This window comes from Actinomadura atramentaria DSM 43919, assembly GCF_000381885.1.
GTDB classification, from domain to species: domain Bacteria; phylum Actinomycetota; class Actinomycetes; order Streptosporangiales; family Streptosporangiaceae; genus Spirillospora; species Spirillospora atramentaria.
On record NZ_KB907209.1, the window covers coordinates 638,488 to 656,663 of the forward strand.

The following is an 18,176-nucleotide window of genomic DNA, read 5'->3' on the forward strand; positions in this document are numbered from 1 at the left end:
TCGCCGAGCCCGGTTCCCGGAGTTTCCGGGGGCCGGGCTCGTGCTTTTTCTCAGCGGTCCGCGCGGGGGAAGCGGACGGTGAACAGCGTGCCGGGGCCGTCCGGCGGGTCCGCGACGGTGACCGTGCCGCCGTGGAGGCGGGCCTGCTGGGCGACGAGCGTAGGGCCGAGGCCGGAGCCGGGGCTGCCGGGCCGCCTGCGGAACCGCTCGAAGACCTCGGTCCGCCGCGCGTCGGGGATGCCGCGGCCGTGGTCGCGGACGCGCAGCGTCACCGCGCCGGGTTCGGAGTCCAGCGCGACGCGGACGTCGGCGCGGCCGTCGCGGTCCGCGCCGTGGACGACGGCGTTGTCGAGCAGGTTGTCCACGACCATGCGCAGGCCGTCCGGCCAGCCGCGCACCGCCGCCGGGTCGCGGACCGTCGCGGTGATCGCGGCGGCGGGACGGCGGCGGCGCGCGTCCTCGACGGCGGCCTCGACCAGGTCCGCGAGGTCGACGGCGGTGAGGCTGCCCGCGTCCAGCAGCTCGCCGCGCGCGAGCTGGCGCAGCATCGTCACGAGCCGGTCCATGCGGGCGTGCTCGGCGGCGAGGTCCGCGACGATCTCGGCGCGGTCGGCGTCGGTGACGCCCGCGTGGTCGATGAGGCCGAGGTTGGCGCCCATGCTGGTCAGCGGCGTGCGCAGCTCGTGCGCGGCGGTGGCGGCGAACGCGCGGGCGGTCTCCAGGGCGGCGGCGGTGCGGCGGACGGCGTCGTCGCCGCGGTCCAGGAGTTCGTTGACGAGCCGCGCCAGCTCGTCCACCTCGGCGGTGCCGGACGCGGTGGCGAGCCGCCGCCCTGAGCCGGGCGCGTCGCCGATCGCCCGCGCCTGGCCGCGCAGCGCCGACAGCGGGCGGACCGCGAGCCGCGCGAGGCCGAACCCGGCGAGCGCGCCCGCGGCGGCGGCGACCAGCGTGACCGCGAGGAGCCGCCGCCGCAGGAGCGCGACGCGGTCCGCGACGCGGCGTTCCGGCTCGAAGACCCACAGGCGTCCGGCCGCGCCGCGCGCGCCGAGCGCGGTGGAGACGAACCGCCACCGCTCGCCGCCCGCCGTGAACGTCGCGGGACCGGCCGGGTCGTTGGCGGGCAGCGTCGCGGGGACGCCGCCGATCACCAGCGGCTCGCCCGCGACCGGGGCGACGTAGACGCCGCCGGACCCGTCGTCCACCGCCGCGCCCGTCACCCGGCGCTGCGCGCGCTCGGCCTGCTTCGGGGCGGGCAGCCGCGTGCGCTGGACGTACGTCGTGGCGGTCGGGGTGAGGCCGCGCAGGCGGGCGGTGAGCTGGCGGTCCCGCTCGGCGCGCAGGTCGTGGGCGGCGAGGCGCAGCACGAGCAGCCCGGCGAGCAGCACCAGGACCGGGACGAGCACCGCGACGCAGACGGCGAACCGGGTCGTCAGCTTCACGCGCCCGGCTCCCGCAGGACGAACCCGACACCGCGGACGGTGTGGATGAGGCGGGGCGTGCCGCCGGCCTCCAGCTTGCGGCGCAGGTAGCCGACGAAGGTGTCGACGGCGTTGGTCGTCACGTCGAAGTCGTAGCCCCAGACGCGGTCGAGCAGCACCGAACGGGACAGGACGATCCCTGCGTTGCGGGCGAGGACGTCCAGCAGCTCGAACTCGCGGCGGGTCAGCGCGACCGGCCGCCCGCCGCGCGTCACCGTGCGGGCGTCCGGGTCGACCGCGAGGTCCCCGACGCGGACGACGCGGACGACGCGGCCCGGCGCGGGGCGCGCGCGGCGCAGCAGGGCGCGCAGGCGCAGCGCCAGCTCGGTCAGGTCGAAGGGCTTCACGACGTAGTCGTCCGCGCCCGCCGCGAGGCCCGCGACGCGGTCCTCGACCTCGTCCAGCGCGGACAGCATGAGGACGGGGACGTCCACGGCGCGGTCGCGGAGCGTCCGGCAGACCTCGATGCCGGACAGGTCGGGCATGGACACGTCGAGGACGATCGCGTCCGGCGGGGCGGTCCCGGCGGCCGCGAGCGCGGCCCGGCCGGAGTCCGCGACGGCGACGTCGAAGCCCTCCAGCGCCAGGCCGCGGCGCAGCGCGCGGCGGATCGCCGGATCGTCGTCCACGGCGAGGACGCGATGCGGGTTGACATGCCCGGTGACCTGCACGGACATCAGGGTGCCATACGCGTCACGGTTCGTCCGCCATCTCCCGTTCGCCCTGCTGGGCGGCGCGGTCGGCGTCATCGACGTACTTCTGCAGCTCGGTCGGGACGCCGCCGCCGTCGCGCGCGGTCGACGCGCCGGGGTTCGCCGCGCGCCCGCCGTCCGCGCCGTCCCCGCCGCACGCGGCGGCCGAGGCGGCCACGGCGGCGAGGACGACGGCGACGGCGGCGCGCGTCAGCGCTGGGCGGCGCACCACGTCCGCGCCTTCTCAAGTCCGGTCTTGCGGGTCTTGAGCGTTTCGAGGCGGTTCTGGCGGAGGGCGATCCGCTGGCCGATCAGCGCGGCGCGCTGCGGGTTGCGGGCCTGGACCTTCTTCTGCCGGGCCTGGAGCCACTGGATCGACCCGCGCGTGTTCGGGCCGCCGGAGATGCGCCCGGTCAGCCGGTTCACGCGGCCTTCGACGCGCTCGACGCGCGCGCAGAACCGGGCGACGTCCTTGGCCGTCCGCGCGGCGGCCTTCGACGGGCCCGTGCTCGGGCCCGTGCTCGGCGCCGTGCTTGGGGACACGTCCGCGCTCGCGGCGCCGCCGGTGCCCGCCACGAGGGCGAGCGCCAGCCCGGCCCCGGCCAGCAGAGTCCTGCGTGACATGCCAAAACCTCCCTGGTGGATGGATTCGCGGCCGACACTAGAAGGGTTCTCTGGCAGAACTCTGAGAAATCCGGAGCTATCCGAGGACGAACGGAATCCGCGCGGCGAGGTCGCCCAGTGCGGCGTTCTCCGCGTCGGTCGGTGAGCGGCGGCCGGTGCCGACGAGCAGCGCGTCCGCGTCGGAGAGCGCGGCGGGGAACGGTGCTCCGGCGATCTTCTCCAGCGCCGCGCGCGCCGCCGCGAGGGTTTCGGCGGGCGGCCCGTCGACCGAGGTCAGATGCGCGACGAGGTCGAGGTGGTGGAGCGTCCATTCGAGGACGTACGCGCTCAGATAATCCCCGGCCGTCAGGATCTCGTCCTGCGTGCTGACGAGCGCGGCGGGATCGGCCAACGCGGCGGCGCGCCCCGCAGCGGACCCGACGTCGTCCAGGTGGAACTTGAGCAGCTTCGGATCGCCGTACGCGGCGGCGAGCCGGGGAATCAGCGCGTCGAGCGGGTCGTCCCCGGTCGGCGGCTCCACGAGCTTCCAGTACGTGACGGCGTCCACGGTCGGCTCGCCCTCGGCGGGCGTGACGAGCGTGATCAGCACGTCCTGAGCGTCGATGACCAGGTGGCACACGAGATCCCGCACCAACCACCCGGCGCACCCGGACGGCCGCTCGAACTCCTCGTCCGGCACATCCGCCACAGCCGAAAGCAACGCCGCCCAACTTCGAGAGAAAAGATCCACCCGACAACGCTAGCGGGATCGGTCGTTCGCGGCGGCTTTCGGGAGAAGAGGGTCGCGCAGAGCGTGAAGGTCGGGCGGGCGGCCGGGGAAGTAGGCGGGGAGCCTTCGCGCCCCTAGGCCGCGGAAAACGGATTCCCGGGGGTGAACGCTGCCTGGCAGGCTCGCTTTCGGCGGAATGCCGTTCCGCCGTCGCGGGAAAGGGGATCGGTGTGGTGAACGGGCGCGTTCTGCTCGCGGGAATCGTCGGGTCCACGGCGTACGGGCTCGCCGGGCCGGGCTCCGACATCGACCGGCTCGGCGTCTACGCCGCGCCGACCGTGCTGTTCCACGGCCTGAATCCGCCGACCGGCAGGGAGGCCACGCGCGTCACGACCATGCCCGACAGCACGCTGCACGAGGCCGCGAAGTTCGCCGGGCTGTGCCTGAAGGCGAACCCGACCACGACCGAGCTGCTGTGGCTGCCGGACGGGCTGTACGAGACGCGCACCGGCCTCGGTGACCGGCTCGTCGGCATCCGGAACGCGTTCGTGTCCGCGCCGCGCGTCCGCGACGCCTATCTCGGGTACGCGACGCAGCAGTTCCGCCGCCTGGAGTCGCGCGGCGACGGCTCGTTCTCCGCCGACACCCGCAAGCGGACGGCCAAGCACGCGCGGCATCTGGCGCGGCTCGTCCACCAGGGCCTCGGCCTGTACCGGACGGGCGTGCTGGACGTCCGCCTCGCGGACCCGCAGTGGTTCCTCGACTTCGGCGAGCAGGTCGCGGCAGGCGATCTCGGCAGGGCGAGCGCCCTGATCACGGACGCGGAAAAGGACTTCGACGCGGCCCGCACGCCCCTGCCCGACCACCCCGACGAGGACCGCGTGACGGCCTGGCTGCACGACGTCCGCCGCGCGCACCTGCCGGAGTCCGGTTGACACCGGCCGCCGAACCAGAGAACTATTGTGCTAGTTAGCTAGTGCAATGGAGGTTCGGTGATCGCGTTCTACCTGGACCAGAAGTCGGGCGTCTCCCCGTATCTGCAGCTCGTGCGGCAGGTACGGCAGGCGCTCCGGCTCGGTCAGCTGCGGGAGGGGGACCGACTCCCCACGGTCAAGGAGGTCGTGGGGCAGCTCGCGATCAACCCCAACACCGTCCTCAAGGCGTACCGGGAGCTGGAGCACGAGGGCCTGGTCTCGGCCCGGCCCGGCGTCGGGACGTTCGTCACCGCGACGCTCGCGGACGACTCCCTGGCCGCGCACGAGCCGCTGCGCCGCGAGCTGCGGACGTGGATCGCCAAGGCCCGCCGCGCCGGGCTCGACGACGAGAGCATCGAGGCGCTGTTCCAGTCCACCTACCGGCACGCGTCGCTGCGGGAGGCGAAGTGACCGCCGCCGTCGAGGCGCGGGGCCTCGGCCGCCGGTACGGGCGGCGCTGGGCGCTGCGGGACTGCGACCTGGACGTCCCCGCCGGACGGGTCGTCGGGCTCGTCGGCCCGAACGGCGCGGGCAAGAGCACGCTGCTCAACCTCGCGAGCGGCATGATCGAGCCCTCGGCGGGCGAGCTGCGGGTGCTGGGCGGACGGCCGGGTCAGTCGCGCGGCCAGCTCGCCAAGATCGGGTTCGTCGCGCAGGACACCCCGACGTACGCGGGGCTCAGCGTCGCGGACCACCTGCGGCTCGGCGCGCGGCTCAACCCCGGGTGGGACGCCGAGCTGGCGCGCGCCCGCGTCGAGCGGCTCGGGCTGGACCCGGACCGCCGCGCCGGGAAGCTGTCGGGCGGCCAGCGCGCCCAGCTCGCGCTGACGCTCGGCATCGCGAAGCGGCCCGAACTGCTGCTGCTGGACGAGCCGGTCGCCGCGCTCGACCCGCTGGCGCGGCGCGAGTTCCTGCAGTCGTTGCTGGAGGACGTCGCCGAACAGGGCTTGAGCGTCGTGCTCTCGTCCCATCTGGTGTCGGACGTCGAGCGGACCTGCGACTACCTCATCGTGCTCGTGGACTCGCGGGTCCGCGCTGCCGGGGACGTCGACGACCTGCTCACCGGGCACGCCCGCCTCACCGGCCCGCGCCGCGACCCCGCCGACCTGCCGCCCGGCCAGCACGTCGTCTCGGCCGCCCACGGCGAGCGGCAGAGCACGATGATCGTCCGCTGCGACGGCCCGGTCCTCGACCCGGCGTGGACGGTCGGGGACGTCAGTCTGGAGGACGTCGTCCTCGCCTACATGAGCGCACCGCCCGACGCGGCCCCCCGCCGCCCCGCCCTGGAGGTGCGGAAATGATCTGGCTCACCTGGCGGCAGCTCCGCGTGCAGGCGTCCGCGGTGCTCGGCCTGCTGGCCGTGCTCGACGTCGTCCTGGCGGTCACCGGCCCCGGCATCGCGGACGACTACGCGCGCGGGATCGCGGCCTGCCACGGTGACGCGTGCGACATCTTCGCGCGCCGGTTCGCCGACGACCACCGCGCCCTGTTCATCGGCACCGGCGTGGCCGTGCTGTTCGTGCCCGCGATCGTCGGGCTGTTCTGGGGCGCGCCGCTGATCACGCGCGAGCTGGAGGCGGGCACGCACCGCCTGGTCTGGAACCAGACCGTCACGCGGACGCGCTGGCTCGCCGTCAAGCTGGCCGTCACCGGCGCCGCCGCGATCGTCGCCGCGCTGGTCGCGAGCCTGGCCGTCACCTGGTGGGCGCATCCGCTCGACGCGGCGTCCGCCCGGCAGGTGCCCCGGCTGACGCCGATCGTGTTCGACGCGCGCGGGATCGTGCCGCTCGGGCACGCGGCGTTCGCGTTCGTGCTCGGCGTCGCGGTCGGGACGCTCGTCCGCCGGACGCTGCCCGCGATGGCCGTCACGCTCGCGGTGTTCGCGGCCGTGCAGGTCGCGGTGCCGATGCTCGTCCGCCCGCACCTGATCGCGCCCGTCACGACGACGACCGCGATCACCGCGCGGAACATGGAGTCGCTGATGATGGACGGCGACAAGGGCGCGGTCCACGTCCGGGTCAAAGCGCCGGAGGACGGGTCCTGGACGCTCGCCAACGACACCCTCGACGCGCGCGGCCGGGTCGTCTCCTCGCTGGCGATGGACCTGGACAGCGGCCCGTGCGCTCCGCCGCCGCCCGGCGACGCCGCGATCGACGGCGGCCCGTCCCAGGCGTGCTTCGACGCGATGGCGGCGCTCGGCTACCGGCAGCGGGTCGTCTACCAGCCCGCGGACCGCTTCTGGCCGCTCCAGTGGATGGAGACGGGCATGTACGCGGTGCTCGCGCTCGTCCTGTCCGGCCTGTGCTTCTGGACGGTCCGCCGCCGCGTCACGTAGTTCGCTACCGTGATCGACATGGACGAATCCCCCCTCCCCGGCTCGGTGCGGCTGCCCGACGGCGCGCGGGTGCGCGGTCGGGGGCTCCGCGACGGGACGCCGGACGGCCCCGCCCCCGACTTCGGCCTCTACCTCGGCACCGCGAAGCTGCGCGCCCGCCACGGCGCCGCCCTGGCGTGGGAGCACGCGTGGCTGGAGTGGCCCGACTTCCGGCTGCCCGCCGACCGGGACGCCGCCGTCCGCGCGATCCGGGACCTGCACGGCCGCGCGCGGGCCGGCGAGCGCGTCGAGGTCGCGTGCGGCGGCGGCGTCGGCCGCACCGGGACGGTCGTGGCGTGCCTGGCCGTCCTCGCCGGGACGCCCGCCGCCGACGCGGTCGCGTGGGCGCGCGAGCACTACCGCCCGCGCGCCGTCGAGACGCCCTGGCAGCGCCGCTGGGTCCGCCGCTTCCCCGGCTGATCCGCGCCCGCTGTGAAAACGCACAGCGGGCACCGTCCCTCCTCTGCGCGGCACGACAGTGACCTCGCTCACTCCGCCCTGCGATTCTCCTCACATCACCGCAGGGAGGAGCGCGCGACATGGGCACGGGCTGGGTCTGGAACGAACGGCTCGCGTGGTTCGACAACGGCCGCTGGGCCGGTCCGCTCGCACCGGGCGGGTTCGTCGAGCCGGGCGAGCACATGGAGAACGGCGAGACCAAGCGGCGCGTCGCCTCGCTCGTCGCGGCGTCGGGGCTGCTGGACCGGCTCACGCCGGTGGCGGCGCGCCGCGCGACGCGCGAGGAGCTGCTGCGCGTCCACACGCCCGGCTACCTGGACTATCTCGCCGCCGAGAACGCCAAGCCCAAGGGCGGGTTCGCGGACCGCGAGATCCAGCGGGTGCCGTTCGGGCCGGGCGATCTGGAGATCGCCGAGCTGGCGGCGGGCGGGACCATCGAGGCCGCCGACGCCGTCGCGCGCGGCGCGGTCCGCAACGCCTACGTCCTCACGCGCCCGCCGGGCCACCACGCGCTGCCCGACACCGGGCTCGGGTTCTGCGTGCTCGCGAACGTCGCGCTGGCCGTCGAGCACGTCCGCGCGGTCCACGGGATCGAACGGGTCGCGGTCGTGGACTGGGACGTCCACCACGGCAACGGCACGCAGGACATCTTCTACGGCGACCCGGACGTCCTGACGGTCTCGATCCACCAGGACCGGCTGTTCCCCGACGGCGGCCTGGCCGCCGAGACGGGCGGGCCGGGCGCGGAGGGCGCGAACGTCAACGTCCCGCTGCCCGCCGGATGCGGGACGGGCGCGTACGAGTACGCGTTCGAGCAGATCGTGCTGCCGCGCCTGCGCGCGTTCCGCCCGCAGTTCGTCGTCGCGGCGAGCGGCTACGACTCGGCGGCGTTCGACCCCAACGGCCGGATGATGCTGCACAGCGACGCCTACCGGTGGATGACCGAACGCCTCATGGCGGTCGCCGCCGAGTCCGCCGACGACCGGCTGCTGGTCGTCCACGAGGGCGGCTACTCGGCCTTCTACGTCCCGTTCTGCGCGCTCGCCGTGGTCGAGGCGCTGAGCGGTCACCGCACCGAGGCCGCCGACCCGGCGCTGGCCCGCCTCGCCGCCAACCCCCTCCAAGCGCTCCAGCCGCACCAGGCCGCGCTCGTCACCGCGATCCGCGACGGCGGCGCCCCGACCGATTCAGGAGTCCCCGCATGATTCGTCCCACCCCCCGGACGGGCGCCGCCGCCGTGGCGCTCGCCGCCGCAGGAACCCTGCTGCTGTCCGCGTGCAACGGCGCGGGCGGCGACGGCGGCGGCTCCGGCGAACTGAAGCTCGGCGTGATCCTCCCGCTGTCCGGCCCGGCCGCCGACCTCGGCAAGAAGAGCCGCGAGGGCATCGACCTGTACGCCGAGACCGCGAACAAGGCGGGCGGCGTCGACGTCGGCGGCAAGAAGGCCAAGGTCAAGGTCGTCTACTGCGACAGCGAGTACCAGTCGGCCAAGGCCGTCACCTGCGGGCGCAAGCTCGCCAGCCGCGACGGCGCGGCAGCCGTCCTCACCGCGACCTCCGTGGACACCCTCCCGCTGATGAGCTTCAACCAGCAGAAGGGCCAGGAGTTCATCATCAACACCAGCGCCGCGACCGACAAGGTCGTGCAGAGCGGCAACAAGTTCATCAGCCGCTACTGGTTCGCGACGTCGGCGTACATGCCGGGCACCGGGAAGCTCCTCGCGCAGGCCAACACCCGCGACAAGCTCGGCATCGACAAGATCGCCGTGCTGGGCACCGACGACGAGTTCGGCACCGGCTGGGCCAACGACTTCGCCAAGGGCGCGGAGGCCGCCGGGTTCCCGGCCGTCCGCAAGGCCAGCTTCAAGGCCGGGACGACGGACCTGTACCCGCAGCTCACCCCGCTCATCACCGGCGGCGCGAACCTGCTCGCCCTGCCGCTGACCTGCGACATGGCCGCGTCGACCGTCAAGCAGGCCCGGCAGCTCGGCTACAAGGGCCGGTTCATGTTCATGCTCGCCTGCGACGCCGACGACGTGGCGGGCAAGCTCGGCGGGCCGAAGAAGCTCGCGGGCTCGCTGTTCGAGAGCGGCCCGTGGAACTCCGGCGGCACCGCCGAGGCCGAGTTCCAGAAGGCGTTCCAGGCGAAGTTCGGGCGCAGGGGCGACCCGAGCGCGTCCACGATGTACTCGCAGGCGTCCTGGCTGGCGACCGCCGCGAGCGTCGCCGGGTCCACCGACCCCGTCAAGATGCGCGCGGCGATGCCGAAGGCGCTGGACGAGTCCGCCAACACCCTCGGCATCACCGGGATGCAGCCGAACGGCGAGGTCACTGGAACGGTCCACCTGCGGCTCGTCGGCGACGACGGCGCCTACCGCGAGATCACCGAGTAGCCCCGCATGGAACTGTTCACCCAGACGCTCGCGAACGGGGTGATGCTCGGCAGCATCTACGCCCTGGTCGCCGCTGGCCTGGCGCTGGTCTTCGGCGTCATGGACATCCCGCAGTTCGCGTTCGGCGCGCACGCCATGATCGGCGGCTACCTCACCTGGTGGGTCGGCGGGGAGACCGGGAGCTACTGGCTCGGGCTGCTCGTCGCCGTCGCGGCGCTCGCCGCGCTCGGCGTCATCACCCACGCGGCGGTGTTCGACCAGCTCCGCAAGGCCCCGTCCGAGACGCTGTTCATCGCGGCGTTCGGCCTGGTCATGGTGCTGCAGGGCGCGGCCCAGGTGATCTGGGGGCCGGACCCGCGCAGCGTGGAGGAGGCCGTCCCCGGGTCCATCACGATCGCCGGGGCGACGATCACCTACCAGCGGCTCATCATCATCGGCGTCGCCGTGGCGCTGTTCGTCGGGCTCCACCTGTTCCTCACCCGCACGCTCACCGGCCTGTCGGTGCGCGCCGCCGCGCAGAGCCGGACCGGCGCGCAGGCCGTCGGGCTGCGGCCCCGCGCGGTCGGGCTGCTGGCGATGGCGATCGGCAGCGCGCTCGCCGGGCTCGCCGGGGCGCTGCTCGTCCCGATCTCCCAGGCGTACCCGACGGTCGGCGACCCGCTCGCGATCAAGGCGTTCGTCGTGATCGTCCTGGCCGGGATGGGCAGCGTCAACGGCGCGGTCGTCGGCGGGATCGTGCTCGGCGCGGTCGAGGCGTTCGGCGCGGCGTACCTGTCGCTGGAGTGGCGCGACGCCTACCCGGTGCTGCTGCTGATCCTCGTGCTCGTCGTCCGCCCGCAGGGCCTGTTCGGGAAGGAGGCCGTCGCGTGGAGATGACCGGACGCGTCCTCGCCTGGGCGCTCGTCCCCCTCGGGGCCGTGCTGCCGTTCGTCCTCGGCTCGCCCTACGCGCTCCAGCTCGCCAGCCTCGTCGTGATCTACGGCGGGCTGATGGTCGCGCTGAACCTGTGCTTCGGGTACGGCGGGCTCGTGTCCGTCGCGCACGGCGGCATGTTCGGCGCGGGCGCGTACGCCACCGGCGTGCTGATGACGACGCACCAGTGGAACTTCTGGGCGACGCTGCCCGTCGCGGCCGTCCTCGGCTGCGCGATGGGCGGGCTGCTCGGACTGCTGACGCTGCGGATGCACGGGCACTACTTCGTCATCGCCAGCCTGGCGTTCGGGCTGATGGCGCAGCTCGTCCTCAGCCGGTGGACGGCCGTGACGGGCGGTGAGCTCGGCCTCGGCCCGATCCCGACCTACAGCGGCCTGCCCGGCGTCTCGTTCGAGTCGCCCACGGCCCGGTACCTGCTGGCGTTCGGGTTCCTCGTCGTGTTCTGCGGCGTGTCCGCGCTGGTCGTGCGGTCCCCGCTCGGCCGCCGCCTCGCCGCGATCAAGCAGAACGGGCGGCTCGCGGACGCGCTCGGCATCGACCCCGTCCGCACCCGGCTCGCGGCGCTGCTCATCAGCTCCGCGATGGCCGCGCTCGCCGGATCGGTGTACGCGCCCTACATCGGGTTCCTGGACCCGTCGGCGGGCGGCATCGACCTGAACTTCAAGACCGGCCTCGCGCTGATCATCGGCGGCGGCGGGACGGCGCTCGGGCCCGTCATCGGCGCGGCCGTCCACGTGCTGCTGCCCGAGGCGCTGCGCGGCGCGCAGGAGTACTCGGTGCTGGCGCTCGGCGTCGTGCTGCTGGTCGTCATCCGGTTCGCGCCGCACGGCGTGGCCGGGACGCTGCGGCGGCTGCTGGTCGAGCGCGAGCGGCCCGCGCCCGAGCCCGAGGCGGAGGAGGAGAAGGTGAGCACGAATGCCTGAAACCGTGCTGAGCGTCGACGGGCTGAGCCGCAGCTTCGGCGGCGTCCGGGCCGTGGACGGGATCTCCTTCGACGTCGCCGAGGGCGAGATCATGGGCGTCATCGGCCCGAACGGCGCGGGGAAGTCCACGCTGTTCAGCCTGATCGCCGGCTCGGACCGGCAGGACGCCGGGACCGTCACCGTCCTCGGCTCCCGCGTGGACCGGTTCACCCCGAGCCGTCGCAGCCGCCTCGGCCTGGCCCGCACCTTCCAGTCCAGCCAGGTCTTCGGCGACTCCACCGTCGCGGACAACCTCGCCATCGCGCAGGTCGCGCACCGGACGCGCACCGGCCCCGGCCGCGTCGCCGAGATGCTGGACCTGCTCGACCTGCGCGGCCGGGAGAACCGCCGCGCCGGCCTGCTGCCCGTCTACGAGCAGCAGCGCCTCGCCATCGCGATGGCGCTGATGAGCGGGCCGCGCCTGCTCCTGCTCGACGAGCCCAGCGGCGGCCTCGTCGAGCAGGAGGTCGCGGACCTCGGCGCGCTGCTGCGGCGCGTCAACGCCACCGGCGTCACGCTCGTCGTCATCGACCACAAGATGCGGCTCATGACGTCGCTGTGCGACCGCATCCTCGTCATGGCGTCCGGCGCGCCGCTCGCGCTCGGCACGCCCGCCGAGGTCACCGCCGACGCCGCAGTCCGCGCCGCCTACCTGGGAGAGAGGGGCGAGCCCGCGTGAAACTGGAAGTCTCCGACCTGCGCTGCGCGTACGGCGCGCGGCCCGTCCTGCACGGCGTCTCGATCGCGGTGGACGCGGGGGAGTGCGTCAGCGTCGTCGGCGCGAACGGCGTCGGGAAGTCGACGCTGCTCAACGCCGTCGCCGGGCTCGTCCCCGCGCGCGCCGGGACCGTCCGCCTCGACGGCCGCGACGTGACCGCGCGCGGCGCGCCCTGGCGGGTCCGGCACGGGCTCGTGCTGTGCCCCGAGGGCCGCCACCTGTTCCCCGGCCTGACCGTCCACGAGAACCTCGTCGTCGGCGGCATCGCCTCCGGCGCGCGCCGCGCCGCGATCAACGCGCGCGTCGCGGAGCTGACGGAGCTGTTCCCCGTCATCGGCAAGCGCCGCGACCAGGCCGCCGGGACGCTCAGCGGCGGCGAGCAGCAGATGGTCGCGATCGGCCGCGCCATGATGGGCCGCCCCGCCGTGCTGGTGCTGGACGAGCCCACGCTCGGCCTCGCGCCGCTCATGGTGGACGCCGTCATCGCCGCCGTCCGCGAGATCGCCGACGGCGGGACCGCCGTCGTCCTCGCCGAACAGAACCTCCACGCCTCCCTGTCGGTCAGCGAGCGCGGCTACGTGCTGGAGAGCGGGCGCGTCGTCCTCTCCGGCACGGGCGCGGAACTGCTCGCCGACTCCGGCGTCGTCGCCGCCTACCTCGGCGCCGACACCTGAACCAGCCACCTTCCCCCTCCATCCAGAAGGAGCCCCATGCCGGACCGCACGCCCCCGCTCCCGGGCGACACCCACTTCGTGAGCGACTGGTTCACGATCGACGAGGAGCACCTGCGCCAGTTCTCCTGGGCGACGTACCTGGACGACGCGCACGTCGACCTCACGCCGAGCCGCAACCACCCGCTCGGCTCCACGCTGGTCGACGGGTTCCTGCTGCTCAGCCTGCTGACGTACTTCAGCTTCAAGTACGCGCCGCGCGCCGGGGACGGCGGCTACGGCTTCAACTACGGCACCGACCGGGTGCGGTTCACCTCGCCGGTGATGCTGGGCGAGCGCGTCCGCGTCGAGTCCGTCGTGGTGTCGGCCGTGGAGCGCTCGGGCGGGACGCTGCTCACCACCGACAACACGATGTACGTCGAGGGGCGCGAGAAGCCCGCGATGGTGGCGCGGTGGGTCGTCCTGCAGCGCGGGACCGGGGACGCGTCGTGACCCCGATCGTCCCTGAGCACGACCGCCTCGCGGACTACGTCCGGCACTGGGCGGCGGCCGCCCCCGACGCGCCCGCGTGGGCGTTCGGCGACGCCGTCGCGACCTACGCCGAGCTGTCCGCCCAGGTCGACGCCGTCGCGCGGGCGCTGCTGGCGGCGGGCGTGCGGCGCGGCGACCGCGTCGCGATGCTCACCACCCCGCGCCCGGAGTTCTGGCAGACGTTCCTGGCGTGCGCGAGCGTCGGCGCGGTCTGGGTCGGCCTCAACCCGCGCTACCGGCTCGGGGAGATGGAGCACGTCGTCACCGACAGCCGCCCCGTGCTGCTGCTCGCGCTGGCCCGCGCCGAGGACCGCGAGTTCGGCGACGACGCGCGCGCCGTCGCCGAGCGCGGCGAGGTCGGCTCGGTCGTGCTGTTCGGCGACGGCGAGCCCGGCTGGGCCGCGTTCCTCGCGGCGGGCGCGGCCGTCCCCGACGACGCGCTGGAGGCCGCCCGCGCGGCCGTCACCCCCGACGACGCCGCGCTCATCGTCTACACCTCCGGCAGCACCGGCACCCCGAAGGGCGCGGTCCTCGGCCACCGGGCGATCTGCACGTGCTTCCGCATCCAGGCGCGGCACCAGTCCGCGTCGGTGCTGCGCGTCATCGCGAACCTGCCGGTCAACCACATCGGCGGCGTCGGGGACCTGTGCTGCACGCCGCTCGTCGGCGGCGGGACGATCGTGTTCCAGGAGCGGTTCTCCCCGGACGCGGTCTTCGACGCCGTCGAGCGGCACCGCGTCACCGCGCTCATGCAGGTCCCGACGACGCTGAAACTGCTGTCGGAGCACCCCCGGTTCGCGTCCGCGGACCTGTCGTCGCTGGAGGCCGTCCACTGGGGCGGCGGGCCGCTGCCCGCGCACGTCGTCCGCCGGTACCGGCGCGTCGCGTCCCGGCTCGGCGTCACCTACGGGCTCACCGAGATCACCGGGTCCGTCACCTACTCCGACCCGGACGCGTCCGACGAGGTCCTGTCCACCACCGTCGGCCGCCCCATCCCCGAGATCGACGTGCGCCTCGCCGGGCCGGACGGGAAGGACGTCGGCGTCGGCGCGGAGGGCGAGGTCCAGGTCCGCCACCCCGGCCGGATGCTCGGCTACTTCCGCAACCCCGACGCGACCCTCGCCGCCGGGACGCCCGACGGCTACCTGCGCACCGGCGACGTCGCCGTCCGCCGCGCGGACGGCAACCTCCAGCTCGTCGGACGGCAGAAGGAGATGTTCAAGTCCGGCGGCTACAACGTGTACCCGCGCGAGATCGAACTCGCCGTCGAGGCGCACCCGGCGGTGCGGATGGCGGCGGTCGTCGCCGTCCCCGACCCGGTGTACGACGAGGTCGGCGTCGCGTTCGTCGAGTGCGACGCGGCGGCGGCGCTGACGCCGGAGGACCTGCACGTCTGGTGCCGCGCCCGGCTCGCCAACTACAAGATCCCCAAGGTGTTCTCGCTGGTCAGCGAGTTGCCGCTGCTGCCGGTGGGTAAGATCGACAAGAAGGCGCTGGCGGCGCGCGCCGCCGCCGAGCACCCGGCGGGGAGGGCGGCGGGATGACCTCATGAGCGCGCTGAGCCCCGGCGCCGAGCGGCTGCTCGCCGCGCTGGCCGCCGAACGCGACGCCGTCGCCGCCGAGATCTCCGAGCGCATCCGCGCGGAGATCCCCGAGTACGCGGGGCACGCCGAGGTCGAGGACAACACGTCCCGGCACCTGCGCGCGTTCCTGGACTGGAGCGACGGCGGCGAGCCCCCGGAGCTGGCGTTCGAGCGGGACATCACCGCCGTCCGCGTCCGCACCGGGTTCGCGCTGCTGCCGACGCTCGGCGCGTACCGGATCGGCGAGATCGCCCTGTGGGAGTGGCTGCTGCGGGCCGTCGAGCGGCCCGGGGCCGGGGCCGCCCTCGACGACGTCCGCGAGGTCGCGGCGCGCTGGTTCGCCTACGGCGAGCTGGCCCGCAACGTCACGATCGAGAGCTACCTCGCGCAGGACCGGCGGCGCACCGCCGCCGAGGCGGCCGACCGCCGCGACCTGCTGGACGACCTCGTCCACGGCCGCGTGTCCGGCGTCGAGGCCGAGACCCGGCTGCGCCGCCTCGGCTGCGCGGTCGGCCGCCGCAACTACGTCGCGGTGGTCAGCCTGCCCGCGTCGCCGCTGGCGACCGCGCACGAGCGCACGCAGGCGGTCGCGGTCCGGCTGGAGTCGTCGCTGGCCGCCGCGGGCGGCGGGCTGCGGCCGTTCGTGGCGCTGACGCACTCGCAGGTCACCGCCGTCGCGCCGGGCGACCTCGGCGGGGCGGCGGTGGCCGACGCGGTCCGCGCCGCGATCGGCGCGGACCCCGGCGGGCGGGTGCGGGCGGGCGTCAGCCTGCCCGTCGCGCACGTCGGGGACGTCCGGACGGCGTACCGGCAGGCGCTCGCCGCGGCCGACATGTCCACCCCGGACCGGCCCGTCACGGCGCTCGGGGCGCTCAGCGCGTTCGACTACCTCCTGGAGACCGGCGCGCAGGACGTCCTGCAGCTCGCGCCGCCCGCCGTCCTCGCGGAACTGGCGCGCGGCGACGCGTACGCGCACGAGCTGGTCGAGACGATCAGCGTCTACCTGCAGAGCGGGATGCGCGCCCGCGAGGCCGCCGAGCACCTGCACATCCACACCAACACCATCTACTACCGGCTGTCCCGCATCGAGCGGCTGTTCGGGATCGACACCCGCGACCACTCGCAACTGCTGGACCTGCTCATCTACGTCCGGATGTTCCGCCGCCTCGGCGCGCGCACCCGCACCGGACCCGCCCCCGACACCGACGAGGCACCATGAACCACTACCACGACCCCGCCGACATGGACCTGCTCCCCGAACTCAAGAAGCTCGCCCCGCGGGAGTTCAACGCCTGGATGCGGCTCGACCTGTCCGTCGGCCGCGAGGACGGCGCGATCCCGCTCAAGTACCGCGAGCTGATCGCCCTCGCCGTCGCCCACTCCACCCAGTGCGTCTACTGCCTGGAGGACCACGCGGCGGCGGCCAAGAAGGCGGGCGCGACCCGCGAGGAGGTCGCCGAGGCCGTCTTCGTCGCGGCCGCCCTGCGCGCCGGCGCCGCCGCCGCGCACGGCGCGCTGACCCTGAAGATGTTCGACCGCTCCTGACACCGCCGCGGCGGCCGTCCCCACCCGGGGCCGGCCGCCGCGCGGCTCACTCGCGCACCGCGCCGCGGGTCAGGAGGCGACCTCCTCCGCGGCCGGGGCCGCGGGCCCGTCCTGCGGCGCGCGTTCCGCCCCGGGCGGCTTGAGGGCGAGGGCCGCCAGGCCCCCGACGGCGGTGACGGCGGCGATGGCCCAGCCCGCGGCGTGCAGGCCGTCCAGCAGCTCCGGCGCGCCGCCGCCCGCCGCGCGCCCGGCGGTGGCGACGCCGACGAACACCGCCAGCCCCAGCGCGCCGCCGATCTCCTTGGCGGTGCTGGCCAGGCCCGACGCGACGCCCTGCTCGGCGGGCGCGACCCCGGCGCCCGCCGAGGCGAACAGCGCCACGAACGCGACGCCGCCGAAGAACCCCCACACGACGCTGCCGGGCAGCAGCGTCCAGAACCCGCCGCCGGACGTCGCCCCGGCGACGAGCACGGCGATCCCGGCGGCGGTGCCGAGCATCCCGGCGGCGAGCGTCGCGCGGACGCCCCACCGGCCGAGCATCGGCGGCGCGGCCTTCAGCGCGGCGGCCATGCACACCAGCGTCAGCGGCAGGAACGTCAGTCCGGCCTCCAGCGCGCTGTACCCGAGGACGGGCTGGAGATAGGACGTGAGGACGTAGTACCCGCCGCCGAGCGTCGCCTGGAACAGCGCGATCACCACCATCGTCGTGGCGAGGTTCCGGGTGCGCAGCAGCCGCAGCGGGACGAGCGGGTCCCGCGTCCGCGCCTCGACGACCGGCAGCGCCGCCAGCAGCACCGCCCCGGCGGCCAGCGACCCGGCGCCGCGCACCGACCACCAGCCGTGCTCCGGGCCGCTCGCCAGGCCCAGCACCAGCAGCACCGACCCGGCCGTGGCCAGCACCGCGCCCGGCACGTCGAACCCGCCCGCCCCGGCGGCGCGCGGCGGGTCGGCGGGCAGCAGCCGGGGCGCGGCCAGCGCGGCGGCCAGCGCGAGCGGCACGTTGACGAAGAACACCCACTCCCACCCGAGGTAGTTGGTGAGGACACCGCCGAGCAGCGATCCGGCGGCCAGCCCGGCGCTGCCCGCCATCCCCCAGGCGCCGAGCGCCCGGTTGCGGTCGGCGCCCTCGGCGAATCCCCGGTAGATCAGCGCGAGCGTCGCGGGGGTGAGCAGCGCGCCGCCGACGCCCTGCACGGCGCGGGCGGCGACGAGCACGCCCGCGTCCGGGGCGAGGCCGCCCGCCAGGGACGCGACCCCGTACAGCGCGAGGCCGAACACGAACACGCGGCGCGGGCCGAGCCGGTCGACGGCGCGCCCGCCGAACAGCAGCAGCCCGCCGAGGCCGACGGCGTACGCGCTGACGACCCACTGCGCGGACGCGGCGGTGAAGCCGAGCGCGCCCGTGATGTCGGGCAGCGCCACATAAACGATGTTGTAGTCCAGAGCCACGATGAGCTGGGTGAACGCCAGCAGGGCCAGGCGGGCGCCGGGCCGGGTCGGCGGTCGTGGGGCGTTGTCCACGGATTCTCCT

Annotated in this window: 21 protein-coding genes; 15 read left to right on the plus strand and 6 right to left on the minus strand. The window is 74.9% G+C overall.

From position 1 onward, the window contains the following. Nucleotides 1-50: 50 nt before the first annotated feature. The 5 genes from G339_RS0106945 to G339_RS0106965 form a co-directional block, all read right to left on the minus strand. Complete coding sequence (locus tag G339_RS0106945; RefSeq protein WP_019630349.1) at nucleotides 51-1,439, minus strand: sensor histidine kinase; 1,389 nt, start codon at nucleotides 1,437-1,439, stop codon at nucleotides 51-53. Next, a complete protein-coding gene (locus G339_RS0106950) occupies nucleotides 1,436-2,155 on the minus strand; it encodes a response regulator transcription factor (RefSeq protein ID WP_019630350.1) in 720 nt (239 codons plus the stop codon). Before G339_RS0106950 ends, G339_RS0106945 begins: the two co-directional genes overlap by 4 nt. 16 nt (nucleotides 2,156-2,171) lie before the next feature. Then, complete coding sequence (locus G339_RS0106955) at nucleotides 2,172-2,402, minus strand: hypothetical protein (RefSeq protein ID WP_019630351.1); 231 nt, start codon at nucleotides 2,400-2,402, stop codon at nucleotides 2,172-2,174. After that, nucleotides 2,381-2,794, minus strand: a complete 414-nt coding sequence (locus G339_RS0106960; protein ID WP_019630352.1) for a hypothetical protein — start codon at nucleotides 2,792-2,794, stop codon at nucleotides 2,381-2,383. The genes G339_RS0106955 and G339_RS0106960 overlap by 22 nt, the downstream gene beginning before the upstream one ends. 76 nt (nucleotides 2,795-2,870) lie before the next feature. Next, nucleotides 2,871-3,524 (minus strand): maleylpyruvate isomerase N-terminal domain-containing protein, encoded by a 654-nt coding sequence (locus tag G339_RS0106965; RefSeq protein WP_026341223.1) that lies wholly within the window; start codon nucleotides 3,522-3,524, stop codon nucleotides 2,871-2,873. A gap of 212 nt (nucleotides 3,525-3,736) precedes the next feature. Between G339_RS0106965 and G339_RS0106970 the strand changes: the two genes are divergently transcribed. From G339_RS0106970 to G339_RS0107040, 15 genes are all read left to right on the plus strand, one after another. Beyond that, nucleotides 3,737-4,438, plus strand: coding sequence for a nucleotidyltransferase domain-containing protein (locus G339_RS0106970; protein WP_157407379.1), 702 nt, complete (start codon nucleotides 3,737-3,739; stop codon nucleotides 4,436-4,438). A gap of 57 nt (nucleotides 4,439-4,495) precedes the next feature. Further along, the gene (locus tag G339_RS0106975) at nucleotides 4,496-4,888 is read left to right on the plus strand and encodes a GntR family transcriptional regulator (RefSeq protein ID WP_019630355.1); all 393 of its coding nucleotides are present in this window, start codon (nucleotides 4,496-4,498) and stop codon (nucleotides 4,886-4,888) included. Further along, nucleotides 4,885-5,778, plus strand: a complete 894-nt coding sequence (locus G339_RS0106980) for an ABC transporter ATP-binding protein (protein WP_019630356.1) — start codon at nucleotides 4,885-4,887, stop codon at nucleotides 5,776-5,778. Before G339_RS0106975 ends, G339_RS0106980 begins: the two co-directional genes overlap by 4 nt. Beyond that, nucleotides 5,775-6,812, plus strand: coding sequence for an ABC transporter permease subunit (locus tag G339_RS0106985; protein WP_019630357.1), 1,038 nt, complete (start codon nucleotides 5,775-5,777; stop codon nucleotides 6,810-6,812). The genes G339_RS0106980 and G339_RS0106985 overlap by 4 nt, the downstream gene beginning before the upstream one ends. Nucleotides 6,813-6,830: 18 nt before the next feature. Beyond that, nucleotides 6,831-7,271 (plus strand): protein-tyrosine phosphatase family protein, encoded by a 441-nt coding sequence (locus G339_RS0106990; protein WP_019630358.1) that lies wholly within the window; start codon nucleotides 6,831-6,833, stop codon nucleotides 7,269-7,271. Nucleotides 7,272-7,390: 119 nt separating this feature from the next. Then, complete coding sequence (locus G339_RS32865; RefSeq protein WP_019630359.1) at nucleotides 7,391-8,515, plus strand: class II histone deacetylase; 1,125 nt, start codon at nucleotides 7,391-7,393, stop codon at nucleotides 8,513-8,515. Beyond that, the gene (locus tag G339_RS0107000; RefSeq protein WP_084693137.1) at nucleotides 8,512-9,702 is read left to right on the plus strand and encodes an ABC transporter substrate-binding protein; all 1,191 of its coding nucleotides are present in this window, start codon (nucleotides 8,512-8,514) and stop codon (nucleotides 9,700-9,702) included. The genes G339_RS32865 and G339_RS0107000 overlap by 4 nt, the downstream gene beginning before the upstream one ends. Before the next feature lie 6 nt (nucleotides 9,703-9,708). Continuing rightward, the gene (locus tag G339_RS0107005; RefSeq protein WP_019630361.1) at nucleotides 9,709-10,578 is read left to right on the plus strand and encodes a branched-chain amino acid ABC transporter permease; all 870 of its coding nucleotides are present in this window, start codon (nucleotides 9,709-9,711) and stop codon (nucleotides 10,576-10,578) included. Then, nucleotides 10,575-11,558, plus strand: a complete 984-nt coding sequence (locus G339_RS32870) for a branched-chain amino acid ABC transporter permease (RefSeq protein ID WP_240489756.1) — start codon at nucleotides 10,575-10,577, stop codon at nucleotides 11,556-11,558. Before G339_RS0107005 ends, G339_RS32870 begins: the two co-directional genes overlap by 4 nt. Further along, nucleotides 11,551-12,276 (plus strand): ABC transporter ATP-binding protein, encoded by a 726-nt coding sequence (locus G339_RS0107015; RefSeq protein ID WP_033322355.1) that lies wholly within the window; start codon nucleotides 11,551-11,553, stop codon nucleotides 12,274-12,276. Before G339_RS32870 ends, G339_RS0107015 begins: the two co-directional genes overlap by 8 nt. Then, entirely contained in the window at nucleotides 12,273-12,989 is a 717-nt protein-coding gene (locus tag G339_RS0107020; protein ID WP_019630364.1) for an ABC transporter ATP-binding protein, read from the plus strand. Before G339_RS0107015 ends, G339_RS0107020 begins: the two co-directional genes overlap by 4 nt. Before the next feature lie 36 nt (nucleotides 12,990-13,025). Next, the gene (locus G339_RS32875; protein WP_019630365.1) at nucleotides 13,026-13,478 is read left to right on the plus strand and encodes a MaoC/PaaZ C-terminal domain-containing protein; all 453 of its coding nucleotides are present in this window, start codon (nucleotides 13,026-13,028) and stop codon (nucleotides 13,476-13,478) included. After that, nucleotides 13,475-15,061, plus strand: coding sequence for a class I adenylate-forming enzyme family protein (locus G339_RS32880; RefSeq protein WP_019630366.1), 1,587 nt, complete (start codon nucleotides 13,475-13,477; stop codon nucleotides 15,059-15,061). Before G339_RS32875 ends, G339_RS32880 begins: the two co-directional genes overlap by 4 nt. 4 nt (nucleotides 15,062-15,065) lie before the next feature. After that, the gene (locus G339_RS0107035) at nucleotides 15,066-16,319 is read left to right on the plus strand and encodes a PucR family transcriptional regulator (protein WP_019630367.1); all 1,254 of its coding nucleotides are present in this window, start codon (nucleotides 15,066-15,068) and stop codon (nucleotides 16,317-16,319) included. Next, complete coding sequence (locus tag G339_RS0107040) at nucleotides 16,316-16,645, plus strand: carboxymuconolactone decarboxylase family protein (protein WP_019630368.1); 330 nt, start codon at nucleotides 16,316-16,318, stop codon at nucleotides 16,643-16,645. The genes G339_RS0107035 and G339_RS0107040 overlap by 4 nt, the downstream gene beginning before the upstream one ends. 69 nt (nucleotides 16,646-16,714) lie before the next feature. On the opposite strand, the gene G339_RS0107045 is transcribed toward G339_RS0107040, so the two are convergent. Next, the gene (locus tag G339_RS0107045) at nucleotides 16,715-18,166 is read right to left on the minus strand and encodes an MFS transporter (protein WP_019630369.1); all 1,452 of its coding nucleotides are present in this window, start codon (nucleotides 18,164-18,166) and stop codon (nucleotides 16,715-16,717) included. Between the last annotated feature and the right edge of the window lie 10 nt (nucleotides 18,167-18,176).

Bases quoted from the DNA above. Each gene is read 5' to 3' on its own strand.
- G339_RS0106950 (WP_019630350.1), bottom strand. From the start codon at position 2,155: ATGTCCGTGCAGGTCACCGGGCATGTCAACCCGCATCGCGTCCTCGCC.
- G339_RS0106960 (WP_019630352.1), bottom strand. From the start codon at position 2,794: ATGTCACGCAGGACTCTGCTGGCCGGGGCCGGGCTGGCGCTCGCCCTC.
- G339_RS0106985 (WP_019630357.1), top strand. From the start codon at position 5,775: ATGATCTGGCTCACCTGGCGGCAGCTCCGCGTGCAGGCGTCCGCGGTG.
- G339_RS0106990 (WP_019630358.1), top strand. From the start codon at position 6,831: ATGGACGAATCCCCCCTCCCCGGCTCGGTGCGGCTGCCCGACGGCGCG.
- G339_RS32865 (WP_019630359.1), top strand. From the start codon at position 7,391: ATGGGCACGGGCTGGGTCTGGAACGAACGGCTCGCGTGGTTCGACAAC.
- G339_RS0107000 (WP_084693137.1), top strand. From the start codon at position 8,512: ATGATTCGTCCCACCCCCCGGACGGGCGCCGCCGCCGTGGCGCTCGCC.
- G339_RS0107005 (WP_019630361.1), top strand. From the start codon at position 9,709: ATGGAACTGTTCACCCAGACGCTCGCGAACGGGGTGATGCTCGGCAGC.
- G339_RS32870 (WP_240489756.1), top strand. From the start codon at position 10,575: ATGACCGGACGCGTCCTCGCCTGGGCGCTCGTCCCCCTCGGGGCCGTG.
- G339_RS0107015 (WP_033322355.1), top strand. From the start codon at position 11,551: ATGCCTGAAACCGTGCTGAGCGTCGACGGGCTGAGCCGCAGCTTCGGC.
- G339_RS32875 (WP_019630365.1), top strand. From the start codon at position 13,026: ATGCCGGACCGCACGCCCCCGCTCCCGGGCGACACCCACTTCGTGAGC.
- G339_RS0107035 (WP_019630367.1), top strand. From the start codon at position 15,066: ATGAGCGCGCTGAGCCCCGGCGCCGAGCGGCTGCTCGCCGCGCTGGCC.
- G339_RS0107040 (WP_019630368.1), top strand. From the start codon at position 16,316: ATGAACCACTACCACGACCCCGCCGACATGGACCTGCTCCCCGAACTC.